Source organism: Lentzea indica (genome assembly GCF_012184385.1).
In the GTDB taxonomy this organism is placed as follows: domain Bacteria; phylum Actinomycetota; class Actinomycetes; order Mycobacteriales; family Pseudonocardiaceae; genus Lentzea; species Lentzea indica.
In genome coordinates this window covers 44,205-62,234 of record NZ_VSRL01000024.1, presented here as the reverse complement: position 1 = coordinate 62,234, position 18,030 = coordinate 44,205, and the positions used below count along the sequence as shown (strand labels likewise).

Below are 18,030 nucleotides of genomic sequence, written 5' to 3'. Positions count from 1 at the left end.
CCTCGCCCGCGCCGACCGTCCAACACGCCACCGGCCAACACGCCACCGGCCAACCGCGCCCTCGTCAACACGCCGAACCCCAGCCACGCCGCCGGTCAACGCACCGTCGCCGAACCCGAGCGTCAACGCACCGTCGCCGAACCCGGCGACCACCGTGCCACCGGCGAACACGCCTTCGCCGAACCCGAGCGTCAACCACGCCGTCGCCGAACCCGGCAACGAACGTGCCACCGGCCAACGTCCCCTCGCCCAGGCCCGACGCCAACGTCCCCCCGGCGAACAACCCCAACACCCCGCCGGTTCAGACCAGGCCCACGCCGGACGTCCAGCCGAACCCGAACTCCCCCAAGCCGGACACGACCCCGGTCCAAGCGAGGCCCACCCCGGACACGAACACGCCACCGGCGCAGACGCGTCCCGCTCCGGCACCGACCGTCAACGCACCGCCGGCGAACACGCCGAACCCCACCACGCCACCGGTCAACACCCCGACCAACGTGCCAGGCACCGACGTGCCACCCGCGAACACGCCAAACACCAACACACCGAGCCCGAACCCGAACACCCCCAACCCGAACACCCCGAGCCCGAACACGCCGACCGTCCAAACGCGACCGGCACCCACCGGACCGACTGTCCAGCCCGCCCCGAACACCACGACGAACCCGAACGCCGCACCCGACCTCGTCGTGGCGCCCCCGCTCGTCACCCCGGCCCCGGCCCCGAACCAGAGCCCGAGCACCAGCGCGAACCCCAACCAGAACGTGGTGCCGCGCTCCCACCCGGCGGCCGCGAACTACCAGGCGCAGACGCGTCCGGACGGCGGCAAGGGCAAGAAGCGGGCCGCCATCAAGAAGTTCCTCGGCATCAACTTCATCAAGGGCCTGTTCAACAAGGGCAACACCCCCGTCACGGCAACGCCCACCCCGGCACCGATCCCGGCCCCCAACCAGAACACCAGCACCGCGCCGCCCAACCCGTGGACCGACCTGCTCAAGAACCCCAAGCCCAACCCGGCGAGCATCGACGTCGAAGCGGTCAAGGCCGAGATCGACTCCGCGGTCAACAACGGCAAGCCCGCCAGCGCGCGCATCCTGATCAACCGGCTGAAGGGCACCCAGCAGGGCGCCGACCTGCAGGCGCACTACGACACGGCCGTGCACAACAAGGGTGACGCGGGCAAGGTCGAGGTGCCCAAGCAGCTGCACTTCGCCTGGTTCGGCAACACTCCTTCGCCGGACTCGGTCAACGGCATGCTCGAGTGGGCCGCGCAGACCAACGAGAACAACGGGTGGAAGGCCACGCTGTGGACCGACGGGTCCAGCGCGAACTGGGACCCGGAGGTCAAGCAGCAGCTGACCGACGCCGGCATCGAGATCAAGTCCGATGTGGACTCACTGGTCGACGAGCTGTCCGGCAAGACCCCGCCCACCGAGAACAACACGACGCTCAAGGACGTCTACACGGCGGCGCAGAATCCCAACGCGGGCGCGTACAACCTCGCGTCGGACATCGCGCGGTACGCGGTGCTGGCCAAGAACGGCGGCGTGTACGTCGACGTCGACATCAAGCCGGGTTCGGTGTCGCTGGACACCATCGGCGACATGAAGATGCACCCGACCGACGTGCCGGTGATCGGTCCTCGGCTCCGGGACACCAAGAGCGTGCAGAACGCCATCGGTGACAGCGACGCTCAGCTCACGCCGGAGAACGTCCAGGCGGCCGCCGACGCCAGGTGGAAGGAAGGCGAGCTCGGCAACGCGTTCATCGTGACGCCGCCGGACGGCGCGCTGATCAACAAGTTCGCCGAGGTCATCCCGCAGAAGTTCGACACGCTCGCCGACCGCGTGGCACCGCCGGACGTGCCGCCCGCGGACAGGAAGAACTCGCCGGAGGTCCTCGCCAAGCTGAAGGAGCAGGCGCCGGACGTCTCCGGCCCGAACGCGCTCGCCGACAACGGGCTCGCGCCGCAGATCGGGCTCATCGGCCAGGTCGCGATGGACCACGACGGCCTCAACCTCGGCTACAACCCGGGGTACATGCCGAGCGACGTGCCCGCGGTCACCAAGCCGGACTTCGAGTCGATGTTCGATCCGAACGTCAAGAACCAGTGGAACGGGCTCGAGTGGGTCACGCCGGAGAGCGAAAGCCAGCTCGACGCGGACACCAAGCCCGCCACGGACTCCGACACGAAGCCGGGCCCGAGCAACGACAGGTCCAACCCGGACAACAGTCGTCCCGCGCCGAGCAACGACTCCAACAGCAACACGAACACCGACACCAAGACCGACTCGAAGACCGACGCACCGCCGAAGCAGGTCAAGAGCGGTGGCGCACCGCCCAAGATGACGCCGCCCACCCCGGAGTCCCACCAGGGCAAGGACATCATCACCGACGAGTCGTGGCGGCACGACCCGGCGAAGACCGCGGACTGGTTCGCGCCCAAGGACCCGGTGGATCCGAGCACCTGGGCGGACCGCCGCGACGACAAGAACGTCAGGACCGTCGACGTCGTCGTCCACGACGTCCGCACCGACAGCACGCCGTCGAACATCAGGTCCTACCAGGGCCTGATCAACTACGACCTGCGCCGCATCGAGACGAGCCCCGGCAACTTCGTGCAGGAGTACACCGTCAAGGTGCACGTCGATCCTGCCGCGAACGTCGACCCCGAGGTGGTCGCGCAGGTCAAGGAGAACGCCACCAACGGCGTCAACAACCTGCTGAACCAGGGTTACCGGCTGCCCAGCGGTGACCAGTTCCACCTCAACCTCGAGTTCACCGAGAACAAGGCGGACGCGCACACCAGCATCAAGGTCGACCCGAACAACCCGAACGTCGACCAGACGCACTGGAACCCCGGCACCAGCCCCGAGGTTCTCGCCCACGAGACGCTGCACTACCTCGGCATCCCCGACGAGTACAGCGACTCCTCGCGCGTCTTCCAGCAGCACGACACGAACACCGGCGTCCACAAGAACGACGGCGGCATGATGGGCCAGGACGTCCACGGCCCCGACCCCGGTCTCCGTCCGCGTCACCTGTGGCTGGTCGAGCGCACCGCCAACAGCCAGGTGATGGTGCCCGACACCAGGCTGGAGCCGCCCGGCCCCGCCACCGTGCCGCCGCCGGCGAACATGAACACGAACACCGGCACGACGGCAAACCCGGCCCCCGGCTCCGTGCCGAACGCAGACACGGCGATGGACACGACGCCCGACGCCGACTCACGGCAGATGCCGCCGAAGCGCCGCTTCGACGACAGCGACGTCGACAGCGACAGCGACGTCGAGGCGTCCCCCGAGCCGGTCACCAAGAAGCCGAAGAACGACGGGGCACCGTTCGACCCCGGCCCCAGCAACGCCGGTCCGTCCACTGTAGACGGCGACACGCCGATGGACGTCGACGTGCCGCCGACCGACCAGAACACGGACACCCAGAACGACGGCGACGTCGAGATGAACGACGCCCAGAACGACAGCCAGCTGGACAACCTGGCCGCCGAGTTCGGGAACCTGTCGCTCGGCGACGTGAACTTCTCGTACAACCCGGCGTTCGCACAGCTGGCGAACGGCGACATCGACCTGCCCACCAAGGACAACTACCTCGCCAAGCTCAAGGAGAGCGTCGAAGGCGAGAAGCGCCCGTCGTTCGTGGTCAACATGATCGTCAACCACAACAACATGGGCAACATCAACGAGGTCATCGACGCGATCACCGCGGACGCCGGGCCCATCGGCAAGGACATGGTGTTCGTCGTCGGTGTGAACGGCCCCAACGGGTCGACGGCGGACATGGACGCCAACATCGCGCAGGCGAACAGCGACGTCGCGAAGCGGAAAGAACCGATCGCGCTGGTGCCGCTGGAGACGTTCGAGCCCAAGGACGGCTTCCCCTTCGGCCGGATGCGCAACGGCACGATGCACAGCCCTGCCACGACGTTCGCCATCGGCGCGCTGAACGGCAAGGGCACCCACCCGTACATCTCGTTCCAGGACTTCGACACCGGCTCGCGCCAGGTGACCGGTGGGCAGAAGGACGTCTTCACCCACTTCACCGAGTCGCTGAACCCGCCGGGCGCGGGCCCGATCCGTCCGCTGCTGTACTCGGGCGGGTACCGCGTCGGTGACCCGGCGAAGCTCATCGAGGACACCCAGGGCCGGATCGACAGCGAACGGGCCAAGATCAACGAGAAGTCCGAGCTGTCGGAGGACGACCAGACGGACCTCGACAAGCTGGCGATCGCGGAGAAGCAGCTCCAGAAGCCGGACGAGTTCGTCGCGAAGTTCGAGCAGGCGATGCGCGACGACATGGACGCGCGGAGCCGCCAGAAGGACTCGGCTCCCCTGCTGCCGTACTCGCCGGAACCCAACCTGTTCATGGACGCGTCCGTGGCGGTCGTCGACCCCGGCGTGAAGTTCAGCGACGGGGGCAACGAGTTCGGCGACCTCAGCCAGTCGATCAACTCGTTCGCGGGCAAAGAGCTCGTCGACATCCACACGAACACGAACCTGCTGCCAAAGCCTGAGCTCAACGCCGACCTCAAGGCGGCGAAGGCCAAGCTCGAGGCCGACATCGAGGCCCAGGGCGGCAAGCCCAGCCCGAGCCAGACCAAGACCCTGAACTCGATCAACGCCGAGATCAAGGCCAAGGAGACCGTCGCAGCGGCCAACCCCGGCTTCGAGGCCGCGGCCCACCAGATCACCGTCGACTCCGCCATCGACGTCGACGCGCAGACGAACCGCAACCCGTTGCGCGGCGAGAACTTCACGAGCGACTTCGTCAACGGCGCGGTGGGCACCGACCTGTCCCGCCTCGCGCTCGGTTTCGCCAAGTCCGAGGGCAAGTCGTGGCCGCAGTCGCACGTCGCCCTCACCTCGGTGACGAACCGGATGTACGGCGGCGATCCCTCGTCCACCGACCCGAACGCCGACAGGGCGGCCAAGGCCGACGTCTCCGGCGCGAAGATCCGCGACGAGTTCGGGGACAAGAAGCCGAACAAGAACGGCACGCCGAACCCCAAGAACAAGCCGCACGACCAGCGCGAAGCCCAGCAGCTGATCGAGCACAAGTACGACTACGACCCCAACACCGGCACGCACACGCACACGGGCTCCGACGGCGGCTGGAACCCGTCGAAGCTCGACGCGCTGAAGCTCGGCTGGGAGGACAAGAACTCCCTCAACCAGGCGGTCTCCGCCTCCATCCCGGGTCACGGGACCGTGGGCATCGATCCGCAGACCGACCCCAGCACCGTCTACCCGCCAAAGAAGGAAAAGGTCAACGGGAAGGTCCCGCCCAAGACCGAGGCGGACGTGCAGCACATCGACCAGACGGCCAAGCAGCAGAAGATGGCCTCGATGCTCAACCTGGCGCTGTCGGCCAACCCGAGCAACGTGACCCGCACGTTCGGCACCCTGGAGCACGGCGTCCTTCCCATCGCGGCGGACCCGAGGTCCGACGGCCTGTTCAACGCCGTGCACGACGCCCTGGCCAACCAGCCCGGCCCCTCGAAGAAGGGCAAGGGGAAGGCCCCGGCGATCAAGGCGGCGGCGGACCTGCGCGCCGGCGCGATCCAGAAGGGTTCGATCGCGTCGCCCGCGATCACCACGCAGATCGCGAACTTCCGCCAGGAGCACGGCCTCGAGAACGGTCACCTGGTCAACGCGCTCATCGAGCCCGGCCCGGCGCCGCAGACCCGGATCCCGGCGGAGTTCAAGCCGGGAAGCGGCGACGTCGCCGTCGACAACACCAAGGAAGACCCGAACTGGACGCCGGTCACCGACGCTGAGGCCGACACCCACGCCCGGGAGAACGCCGCCGAGCAGAAGGCCGACAACGACAAGGCAGCCAAGGCGGAGGAACTGGCCGCCAAGCTGCTCGCGACCGAGATCGGCCGGCCGTTGAAGATCCACGGCCCGGACGGGGCCAAGACGATCGAGCCGTTCTTCGAGCCCAAGCCGGAGATCACGTCGAAGTCCTCGAAGGCGGACATCAAGAAGGCGGAGAACTGGAAGAAGCCGGCGTTCCCGCCACCGCTGGAACTCGACGCGCGCCCGAACCCGAACGGCAAGACGACCTTCACCCCGCACAACCCGTCGCGGTCCAACGACCTCGGTGAAGGTCCGTCCGGCACGTCGCACCGCGGCGCGCCTCCGGCACCGCCCGCACCGCCCGCACCGGAGACCGGCACGTCCACGCGGTCCGCGCCGGAGCCCGACGTCCAGACGCGTCCGGCGCCCGAGCCTGAGGTCCAGACGCGACCGGCGCCACCCACGCCGAACGCGCCCATCCCGATGGTCACCCTGACGCCGCCAGAGGTCGGCCAGGTGATGCCGGGGGCGCAGAACCTGCCGGAGTTCTTCCAGGACAACAAGGCGCTGGGCACGATCGCGCCGACGGACGTGCGCGGTGCCGAGAACGTCACCAACGCGATCCCGAACCTCAAGCCCGGTGACGCCGCCCGCATCCAGCAGGCGCTCAACGGCGACTTCGAGTCGTTCCTGGACAACGGCCGCAACTTCCAGGTCAAGATCGGCAACACCTGGTTCGAGGCGAACGTCCGCGCCACCATGCAGTCGCAGACGGACAGCGCCCCGGTGGACGCGCCGAACGTCAAGGTCGACGCGACCGCGCAGTCGGGCAACTCGTCCTCGACCACGCACGCCGTCGCCACCGCCAACGACATCGGCGGTTCGGCCTCCGCCGGTGTCGCCATGGGCCCGTACGGCTCGCTGGGCGGCAAGGCGCAGCTGGCCACGCCGGCGCAGTCGCAGAACATGTCGTCGTCCCTGACCGACCAGCGGGCGATCAGGGCGGGCGAGGGCTCGACCCAGGCCACCGTCCAGGTCAAGTACGACATCACGCTCACCGACGCCAGCGGCAACGTCCAGAACCTCGACCCGGTCAGCACGGGCACGGACGTCACGCTCCAGATCCCGAACGACCTGGCCACGATCACCAGCTCTGGCAACACGTCCGCCGCGGTCACCCCGCCGGACGTCCAGTGGGGCGCGAAGATCGAGCACCCCGCGCCGGAAGCGGTGTCGGTCGACAACCAGCAGAAGGCGTTCTCCGAGGTCGCGGAGAAGCTGCACCCGTCGATCACCAAGGTCGGCTCGCCCGGCCGTGAGGCGCTGCAGAACTTCCTGAGCCCCACCGAGATCCGCAACAACCTGGGCGCGATGCTCGGCGGCGCCTACGTGACGTCACCGGATCTGATCAGCCCGCACGCCGGCAAGGGCGCCGCGGTGCAGATGACGGCGAAGCTGCAGACCGCGGAACTGGTCGGCACGCACAACAGCTCGGTGCTGCGCCTGCACGACACCGCGTCGCACAGCAGTGGTGTGTCCTCGACGACCAAGTCCGGCGGCGGCGTCACCGCCGGGTTCGGCGGCAACATCGGCGTGCCCAACGCGGTGGGCGGTCAGGTCGGTGCCACGCTCGGCTTCTCCGCGAACATCGCGGAGAACGTGAACGCGGGCATCAACACCAGCCACAAGAGCGGCATCCAGATCAAGGGCGACACCGGTCTGTACAAGGTGACCGCCGAGGTCGAGGTCCGCACGCCGAGCGGGGACAACGTCAAGGTCCCGGTCACCACCTACATGCGGATGGGTCTGCCGGAAGCCGGTGCGCTCGGCCTTCCCACGCCGGACGGCACCAGGAACTCCACCGTCGACCCGAACACCGCGGGCACGAAGTTCGCGCCGCCGTACATGGCCGGCGCGATCGCCGCGGGCAACGCGAAGGTCGGCGAGTTCGCCCCGGCCGCGCAGGTGCAGAACCAGGTCGAGGACGCGTTGCGCGGCCTGCCCGGCTTCGAGAAGTTCCTGCCGAGCTGGAACGACCCGAACGCGAACCCCCGCAGCAGCAAGGACAAGAGCTTCGCCGACGTCGCCGAGCAGCTCGCGAACCAGCGCAAGCTGACCTCTCAGCTCTCACCGGCGGCGCTGAAGACCAACATGGACAGCCTGATGGGTCCCGGCGTCCAGGTGCAGCTGAAGAACAGCGGCAAGACCACCAACACCTACGTCAACGTCACCGTCAAGGCAAAGCTGACCAACCCGCAGCACCTCGGTCAGGCCGACGCGCGCAACGTCCGCGAGGCCTCGTCGACCGGTCCGAAGCTGGACAGCTCCACGACGACCACCAAGGGCTGGAGCGGTGGCGTAGAGGGCAAGGTGACGATCCCCGCGAAGACCGGGGTCGCCACGCTCACGCCGACGCCCCAGGTGGGCGTGAAGTACAACCACACGTGGTCGGACAAGACCGCGGCCGGTCCGACGGTCAACAGCACCTCGCTCAACGCCGGCAGCCCGAACGCCCAGGTGTTCCGGGGCGACGTGGAGTTCGACGTCGAGATCACCACGTTCACCCGGCCTCGCGCGTGGGTGCGGCGCATCGTGCCCGGCGCGCCCGGTTTCCACTCACCGGAGCAGAACGTCGTGGCGAAGACCGGCAACGGTCTGGACAAGATCGACGGCAAGGTGAACCTGTGGGTGTCGGACAGCTCCACATTGGACAACGACCCCGGTGACGGGTTCAAGCCCGGCGACCCTGAGCCGAGGAAGCTCAAGGACGCGCCGACCGTCAAGGACCTCCTGAGCTCGAAGCCCAAGGAGAAGTCGCCGGACTTCCTGCACGTGGAAGCCGTCGCGAACACGACAGCGCTGCGCGACCAGGCCATCGACGCGCTCAACCGCGCTGCGGGCGCGACTCCGCGCTGACCGTGCCAGGCACCGCGTCGCGCGCCCAGATCGACAAGATGTTCAGCCCGGAGAACATCAAGGCGAACCTGCGCAAGCTGACCGAGACCGGCATGCAGGAGCAGGGCCTGAAGTACGACCGGCGGGTCACCGACCGCACCGGCGCGATCGGCGTGTCCTTCCAGCTGAGCAACCCCAAGCTGGTGTCCATTTCGGACAACACGAGCACCGAGAACGCGTACACCGGTGGCTACAAGGCGGGCGAGTCGTCGTCGACCAGCAGGTCGGTCGACATCACCGCCGGCGTCAACGTCCCGATCAAGCCGAACGTCACCGCTCCGCCCAGCGGTGCCGGTGGTGTCGCGGTGGCGGGCAAGGTCACGCCGTGGTCCGACTCGAAGTCGTCGTCCAACGAGATCGGCGGCAGCGTCGACCGCAACTACGTGACGCCGGCCGGCGGGCGCACCGTGCTGGTGCAGCTCGACGCGGACGTCACCGTGGTCGGCGAGAGCCGTGCCGTGAACTTCGTGCACGGCAGCACGCCGCGCGCGGAGGGCGCGACGGTCAACCTGCCGAATTCGGTGTTCGTACGTGTGTCCGAGGACGTCGCGCGCGACATGGGCCTGCTGCCCGACGTGCAACCGAACGTGCCCAAGCCCGACTTCCCGAAGATGGCGCCGCCGTCGACGATCGCCAAGGACGAGCCCGGCGCTCTCGGTCTGTCCACTGTGGAGAGCGTGCCGGACCTGTCCAGCGTGGTCTCCGATCTCACGCAGAAGGTCAACGACAAGACCGCGAAGCGGTTCGGCGACTCGCTGCTGCCGGACTCGGTGCTCAAGGACTCGATGAGCAACCTGCAGCGCCTGGTCGACTTCAGCTCTCCCGCCAGCGTCAAAGCGATGATCGACAGCGCTATGGATGGCGGCGTGCCGTTGCTGGTGCACCAGCCAGGCACGTTCGGCAAGGACTCCTTCCAGGTCACGTTGCGGGCCAAGGCGGAGACGCCGCAGTTCCAGGAGGTCGTCAACGACGGCGTCGAGATGGAGTCGACGCTCTCCGGTTCGCAGAAGGTCAGCGACGGCCAGGGCCGCGGCACCGGCTGGGGCATCGGCGTCAAGGCACCGGGCCTGGCCTCGCCGGGCAGCGCGAACCCCAACGTGTCCGGCACCGCGGGTGTGATCGCGGCGGCGAACATCGGGCAGTCCCAGAGCAGCTCGGTCACCACCTCGACGACCGACCAGTTCAGCAACTTCCGTGCCGCGAGCGGACCTGCGGCGCGCTACACCGTGCCCGTCGAGTTCGAGCTCGTCGTGGAAAAGGGCAACAAGATCATCGCGTCCGCTCCCAGCGGACCGCAGGAGATGACCGTCCGGCTGCACGCGGACAACCAGAAGGTCAAGCTCGACGGCGGGCTCCCGCCGCTGCCGTACTCGCCGGACGCCCATTCCCGCACCGCCGACCAGGGCTCTCCCCAGGCCGCGTCCGACTGGCAGAAGGCCGGCGACCCCGCCACCTTGCCGCCGAGCGCGTCGGTGGAGAACCTGCGCGGTGCCAAGGACCTGCGTGAGGCAGCGGTCCAGGCGCTGAAGGACGCGGGCGCGGGCAAGGGTCTGACCGGCAAGGGCACGGGCTCGTTGAACAGCCTGCTGTCCACCCTGAGCCCGGAGAACCTGCAGCCGCACCTGCCCGGCATGCTGTCCGGCCCGCTGGACGTGCCGGGCCTGCACGAGGCTGCGCTGACGTTCGGGCAGGACGCCGACGTCAAGGTCTACGCCAAGCTGGTCGACCCGTCGCTGGGCTCGCTCAGCGACGGCGTGGCGCTCGAGAACCCGAAGTCGCAGGTCACCTCGACCAGCGGCGAGGCCAAGGTCACCGAGAGCGGTGACGTGTCCGTCGGTCTCGCGACCGGTGGCGCGGCGGTCAAGCAGAACACCGACCCGAAGGACAACGTCAGCGTCGGCGTGAGCGGCGTCGAGCTGCGTCATGCCGGCGAGGACTCCTCCGCGGTGTCCGGCGGCCCGACCGACAACAAGACCAACAACCTCAAGCCGAAGACCACGACCGGCCTGGTCCAGTTCGGCGTCGAGTACCGCGTGGTCGCCACGATCGGCGGCAAGACCGCCGTCGTCGACCTCTCCGTGCCGAACTCCGCCGCGGTCCGCATGCCGGCCGCGGACGCGGCAAAGGTGCTGCGCCAGGACTTCAGCCAGGACCTGACGGACGCGCAGACTCAGGTGAAGGCCGCCGCGGACGCCTGGCGCACCGCGGAGGTCGACGTCGACGCCAAGCGGCACGACGCCCAGCAGGTGATCAACGAGGCCGCCGCGAAGCTGGCCAAGAACGACTCCGAGTTCACCAAGGTCCAGATCGACTACAACTCCGCGATCGAGAAGCACCTGGACGAGCAGGCCAAGGTGCCGCCGCTGGAGGCTCAGGCGGAGACCGCGCGTCGTGAGGCCGCTCGCACACTGGACACCGTCGCCGAACTGACCCCTCGGGTCAGTGGCCTCAGCGTCCTGGCGATGAGCGCGCAGTTCGAGGTGGACGACGCCAAGGCCGATGTCGACGCCAAGGCGCAAACGGTGCTGTCACTGGAGAACCAGCTGGCGAAGACGCCTGATGCGGAAGGCCTTCGCGGGCAGATCGACGCGGCCCGCCAGGCGCACGCGGACGCGCAGACCGCGTTGCGGGCCGCCGAAACCGAGGCCAACGCCGCGATGACGGCGTTGAACCAGGCCCAGCAACAGCTTGACGACGCTCGTGGCGAACTGACCGTCCAGCGCGACGAGGCCGCTGCCCGGCGCGCGGACCTCACGGCGCAGCAGCAGGCCGTCGCTCAGGCTGACGCGGCCCGCACCGCCGCGGAGACCAGGTACGACCAGGCCGTCGCCGGCCTCACCGCCGACCGTGCGGCGCAGGAAGCCCTCATCAAGGACGCGGAGACCAAGCTCGACGACGCCCGCCGTGAGGCCGACACCAAGCAAAAGGAGTGGTGGGACGCGAAGGCGGTCGTCGACCAGAGGATCGCCGACTACAACAACCCGCCCGTCACGACGACTTCCAGCAGTGGCACGGACGGTGGGCCCGATCTCTCGAAGGCCCTGCCGCCCACTCCCCCGGCCGACACGTCCAAGGATCTGCCGCCCACGCCGCCCAGTTCGTCGAGCCACGCGGAGTCCAGCAGGAGCGCGGCGACCCGTCCTGCGCCGCCGCCTCCCGCTTCTTCGTCCACTGTGGACGCTTCGACCTCGGCGGACACTTCCGTACCGACCGAGGTGGACAACCAGCTCTCGGCGCTGACGGCGGACGCGATGTCCAACGCCTCACCGTTGGCGCAGTCGGTCGAGACCGCGCTGGGGTCGAACCCCGGCAAGTACGTGCAGTCCGAAGCGGGTCTGCACCTGCTGCACGCCTCGGTCGTGCTCGACACCAGGACCGACGAGATCGCCGCCATGATCCAGGCCCACGGCGTCGAGGCGGTCGCGAAGTCGTTCAACAAGGCGTTCGACCGTCCGATCATCGAGACGGCCCAGCTGCAGCAGTTCGCCGACCTGGGCAACCCGGACAACCGCGCCAAGTTCGACGAGTGGGCGCACCAGCTCTGGAGCACGGTCAACGGTTCCCCCGAGCTGAGCGCGAACCCGGACAAGGTCGCGGCCGACGTCTTCAACCACGACAAGGGCTACAACCGCGGGTTCAACTTCGCCCAGGAAGCCGCTCTCGCCGAGTTCATGCCGGCGCCGGAACTCACCGAGGCCATCGCCACGACGGCGGTGTACGGCTCCGACCCGAACAACCAGGCGCTGTGGACGCAGAAGGTCCTCGGCGACGCCAAGATCATCCCGTCCGCCGAGATCGTGAGCCCTGAGCAGTTCACGAAGGCGGTCAACGACAACAAGACCGTCCTCGGCAACGCCATGGGCATCACGCTCGACGACGCGAAGATCGCCGAGCTGAAGCACGAGCTGCAAGAAGAGGGCATGGTCGCGGAGGACGCTCCCGACGCCGAGACCCGAACGGCACCGCAGCCTCCCAACGCTCCGGCCACCGGCAACGAAACCTCTGGTGCCGACACCGACACGCAGGCACCCACGAGCGTGCCCAGCGTGGTGGTGGAGAGCCACCTCAAGGCGTTGACGGCGGACGCGATGCAGAACGCCTCGCCGCTGGCCAGGCAGGTGGAGACCGAGCTGCGGTCCAACCCCGGCACGTACCTCGATCACCAGGCGGGCCTCCACCTGCTGCGGGCGTCGGTCGTGCTCGACACCAAGGCCGACGACATCGCCACGATGATCCAGCGGCACGGCGTCGAGGCGGTCGCGCGGGCGTTCAACAAGGAGTTCGGCCGGCCGATCATCGAGACCGCGCAGGTGCAGCAGTTCGGCAACCTCAGCACTCCGGACAGCCGGTCAGCGTTCCAGGGCTGGGCGCACCGGATGTGGGAGACGGTCAACAACACGCCCACGTACACGTCCGACCCGGCCAAGCTGGCCGCCGACATCTTCAACCACGAGAAGGGTTACAACCGCGGCACCAACTTCGCCCAGGAGACCGCGTTCGCGGACGTGGTGGGCGCGCCGCCGTTGTCCGACGTCATCGCCGGCACCCCGGTGAACGGCAACGACCCGTACAGCCAGGCGGTGTGGGTGCAGAAGGTCCTGGGCGACGCGAAGGTCATCCCGTCTGACACACTGGTCACCGCCGAGCAGTTCACCAACGCCGTCACAGGCAACAAGACCGAACTCGGCGAAGCACTGGGCGTCGAGCTCGACGACGCGAAGATCGCCGAGCTGAAGACCACGCTGCAGGACTACGGCATGGTCGACGACGACCCGGACCCGGCTCAGCCGAGCACGTGGACGGAGCCGGACAGCCCGCGCTCGCACCACGATCCGGTCCCGCCCTCGGCCCCGGACGCCGACACGTCCGCGCCGACCGAGGTGGACGACCAGCTCACTGCGCTGACCGCCGACGCCATGGCCAACGCCTCACCGCTCGCGCAGTCGGTGGAGACGGCCCTGCGCTCGGACTCGCGGAAGTACGTGCAGTCCGAGGCCGGTCTGCACCTCCTCCACGCGTCCGTCGTGCTCGACACCCGGACCGACCAGATCGCCGCGATGATCCAGACCCACGGCGTCGAGGCGGTCGCGAAGTCGTTCAACAAGGCCTTCGAGCGCCCGATCATCGAATCGGCACAGCTGGAGCAGTTCGCCGACCTCGGCAACCCCGACAACCGCGCCAAGTTCGACGACTGGGCCCACCAGCTCTGGAGCACCGTCAACGGCGCACCCGAGCTGAGCGCGAACCCGGACAAGGTCGCGGCCGACGTCTTCAACCACGACAAGGGCTACAACCGCGGGTTCAACTTCGCCCAGGAAGCCGCCCTCGCCGAGATCATGGGCGCGCCGGAGCTCACCGAGTCGATCGCGAACACCCCGGTCTACGGCACCGACACGTACAGCCAGGCGCTCTGGACGCACAAGGTCCTCTCCGACGCGAACATCGTTCCGTCCAACGAGATCGTGAGCCCGGAACAGTTCACGAAGGCGGTCAACGACAACAAGACCGCCCTCGGCAACGCCATGGGCGTCACTCTCGACGACGCGAAGATCGCCGAGCTCAAGACCAAGCTGCAAGAAGACGGCATGGTCGACGACGATCCCGAGACCGCGAGCGAGCCCGCGCCGCCGTCGGCTCCGGAGCCTCCCACCGAGGTGGAGCAGCAGCTCTCGGCGTTGACCGACTACGCGATGGAGAACGCCACCCCGCAGATGAAGGCGGTGGAGGCGGCGCTCAAGTCGGACCCGCAGAAGTACGTCCACCACGAGGCGGGCCTTCACCTGCTGCGTGCGTCGGTCGTCCTGCACACGAGGTCCGAGGACGTCGCCGGGCTGATGTTCTTCTACGGCCTCGACGAGGTGACGAAGGCGTTCAACAAGGAGTTCGAACGGCCGATCATCGAGACCGAGCAGCTGGAGGCGTTCGTCCAGGAAGGTGGCGGCGAAAAGTTCGACAGCTGGGCGCACCAGCTGTGGAGCACGGTCGACAACACACCCTCGTACCAGGCGAACCCCGACAAGCTCGCCATGGACGTCTTCAACCACGACAAGGGTTACAACCGCGCGTTCAACCTGGCGCAGCAGACCGCGCTCACGGACCTGGTGGGCGCGCCGGCACTCGACGACGCCATCGCCACGACGCCGGTGTACGGGACCGACGCGTCCAGCCAGGCGTTCTGGGTGCAGAAGGTGCTGGGCGACGCGAAGATCCTGCCCGACAGCAGCGTGAGCGCCGAGCAGTTCACCAAGGCGGTCACCGACAACAAGACCGCACTCGGTGACGCCATGGGCGTCCAGCTCGACGACCAGAAGATCGCCGAGCTGAAGACCACGTTGCAGGACAACGGCATGGTCGACGAGGACCTGGCGCCGTCCGCTCCCCCGGCGGACACGCACGCGCCGGGTCGCCCGCCCGCCGACCCGAGTCCGTTGCACAGCACGGCGACCAGCGCGCCGTGGTTCGACCCGCAGAGCCCGGTGTCCTCTCAGGCCATCGCGGACGCCCGCGCCACGACACCGGCGAGCAGCTGGGTGCGCGGCGAGGACGGCGGTGTCCTCAACAACACCAAGGTCGGCCCGCACGGCATCACCATGCAGGCCTGGCGCGGCCCGATCGCCTACGACAACCGCGTGATGAACGTGGACGGCGTGCCCGTCCGGGACTTCACCGTCCGCCTGCACCTGAACAACGGCAACACCGACGTTCAGGACCGCACCCGCGCGGGCGTCGAGGAGATGTTCAACCAGGGCTACCGGCTCCCCAACGGCGAGCAGTTCCACGTCACCGTCGAGTTCACCGACAACCCGGCCGACGCGCACGCCACGGTCAACGTCACCAACGATCCCCAGGGCCGCGCCAACCAGCTCACCTGGCCCGCGCACACCGACTCGCGGCGGCTCGCGCACGAGGTCGGGCACTTCCTCGGGCTGCGCGACGAGTACCTCGAGACCGGCGACGTGAAGCCGGTCTTCCAGGACCAGGACGGCAGGGGCCGCGTCGTCAACGACAACTCCCCGATGACCCAGGGCATCGACAAGCAGGACGCGCAGCTCAAACCGCGCCACCTCCAGCTGATCGAAGACCGCATGACAGCGCTGCAGTCGCACAACCGGCCGCAGCCCAACGCCGATGTCGACACCGACGTGCCGGCACCGAACGCGCCCAAGCGCGACGCGACGCACATCGACGCCGACCCGGCAGCGGACGCCACCAAGCGCGCCCGCGACGACGACCACGTGTTCGACCCCGGCTCCGCTCCGTCCGATGTGGACAGCGATGTCGAGATGACCGATCCGGAAGTCCAGCTGGTCAACGAGAACGGCGTGCACAACGCGGCGTTCGCGAACCTGGCGAACGGCAGGACGCTCACCCCGATCACCGCGGACAACTACCTCGACCGCACTCGTCAAGGTATCGAGAACAACGAGCCGCCCTCGTTCGTGGTCAGCATGATCGTCCGGGCGAGCGAGCTCGACCAGCTCGACAGCGTCATCAACGGCGTCATGGCCAACACCAACAACATGAACGGCCGTGTGGCGTTCGTGCTCGGTGTGAACGCCTCGACGCAGGCGGACATCGACACCGCGATCGCCGCCGCCACACCGGTCGTCAACGGCCACGCGGAGCCGATCGCGCTGGTGAGCGTGCCGCACGGGCCCAAGGGCTTCAAGTTCGGCGAGACCCGCAACAGCACGTTGAACAGCAACGCGCACGAATTCGCCGTGACCGCGTTGGCCGCCAACGGGACGCACCCGTACGTGTCGGTCATGGACTTCGACGCGGGCGACCGCAGGACCAGGCAGGGCGGGCACGTCTTCGACCACGTCGCGCAGCTCATGGACAGCAGGGTCGGCGATGACGTCATGGAGCCGTCACGGCCGCTGATGGTCGGCGGTGGCTACCGCGTCACCACCACCCCACAGCAGCTGCACAACGACGTCCTGGCGCGCATCAACGGCGACACGAAGACCACCGAGACGCAGAGGCAGACCTTCCGGGACAAGCTCAGCGAGCCGGGCTTCCACGAGCGGTTCGAGCACGTGATCAACGCGGACATGCACGCGCGCCGCAACCAGCAGGCCATCCACCCGTTGCTGCCCTACACGCCGGAGCCGAACCTGTTCGTCGACGGTCTCGTGCCGCTGGCGGACCCGTCGGTGAGGTTCGGGGAGGGCCAGGCGGAGTTCGGGCAGCTCGGCCAGTCGCTGAACAGGTTCTACGCCAGGGAACTGGCGAAGCTGCACACGCCGGACGACCCCGCCGACATGGACGACGCCACCGAACGGGCCAAAGTGGACGTTCAGAACAACCGGCACCCGGTGCGGGGCCAGGCGTTCGCCACGGACTTCGTGGCGGGAGACACCGGCACCGACCTGTCCAGGATCGCGTACGGGCTGATCAAGGACGGGAAGCTGCCGCAGTCGCACACGGCGCTGCCGAACGTGAGCGAGCGGTTCCTCGATGGCAAGCCGGCCAAGGCGGGCACCAAGTTCGCCGAAGAGCGCGAACGCCTCGCCAGCGGCGCGCATTCGGTCGTCGAGCCGTTGCTGCCGCCGGCCAACGGGCAGACCACGAACACGTGGAACCCGCCCAGGAAGGTGGAGACCCAGCTCGGCGCACCGCAGAAGAACCGGATGAACCCGGCCGTGTCCGCGCCGATGCCCGCGCCGTTCAACCAGATGGCGGCAGGCATCCAGAAGGATCAGAAGCTGGTCGCGGCGCACGGGCTCGTGGCGTCCGATCACGTCAGCAACACGCAACGACAGCTGCGGTACCTGAACGAGGACGTGCTGGTCCGCCAGCCCGCGCCGCCGACCACGCCCAACGGGCTGTACGCCGCGATTGGGCAGGCCAGGAACGTCGACCCCGCGACGCTGCGGCAGCAGGTGGTGAGCCTGGCCGCGACCCACCAGGCGGTGACCAGGGCCGTGGCCGACTTCACCGTCAACCGGCCGATGCACCAGGGCCACCTGCACGGCGCGCTGGTGGAGAACGTCAACTGGCATATGCAGTCCGACGCCGGTGAGAACGCCGGTGCCGGCAACGCACGCGACCTGGTCGGGCACCTGATCGCGACCCAGCTGAACGTCAACGTGCGGATCCACCAGGGCGGCGCCAACCCGGTCCTGCTCCGGCCGATGGGCCCGCCGTTCGAGGAGACCGTCGACATCGAGATGGTGATGGACGGCCGTCAGGTCACCTACCGGCCGTACCAGGCGCCGGGAGGACTACAGCACGACGTGCAGATGCATTAGCGTGACCT

Annotated in this window: 3 protein-coding genes and 1 pseudogene; 2 read left to right on the top strand and 2 right to left on the bottom strand. The window is 68.4% G+C overall.

Translation table 11 applies throughout. The features are described 5' to 3' along the window. Positions 1 to 231: pseudogene (locus tag FXN61_RS54180) on the bottom strand (hypothetical protein); the annotation flags it as partial. 70 nt (positions 232 to 301) lie between these two features. After that, positions 302 to 757 (bottom strand): hypothetical protein, encoded by a 456-nt coding sequence (locus tag FXN61_RS09530; RefSeq protein WP_167972340.1) that lies wholly within the window; start codon positions 755 to 757, stop codon positions 302 to 304. A 10-nt stretch (positions 758 to 767) separates the two neighbouring features. Here FXN61_RS09530 and FXN61_RS09525 point away from each other — a divergent pair, with 10 nt between their 5' ends. Continuing rightward, a complete protein-coding gene (locus FXN61_RS09525) occupies positions 768 to 8,729 on the top strand; it encodes a glycosyltransferase (protein WP_167972338.1) in 7,962 nt (2,653 codons plus the stop codon). Between the two features lie 2 nt (positions 8,730 to 8,731). Next, positions 8,732 to 18,022 (top strand): hypothetical protein, encoded by a 9,291-nt coding sequence (locus FXN61_RS09520; protein WP_167972336.1) that lies wholly within the window; start codon positions 8,732 to 8,734, stop codon positions 18,020 to 18,022. Positions 18,023 to 18,030 lie beyond the last annotated feature (8 nt).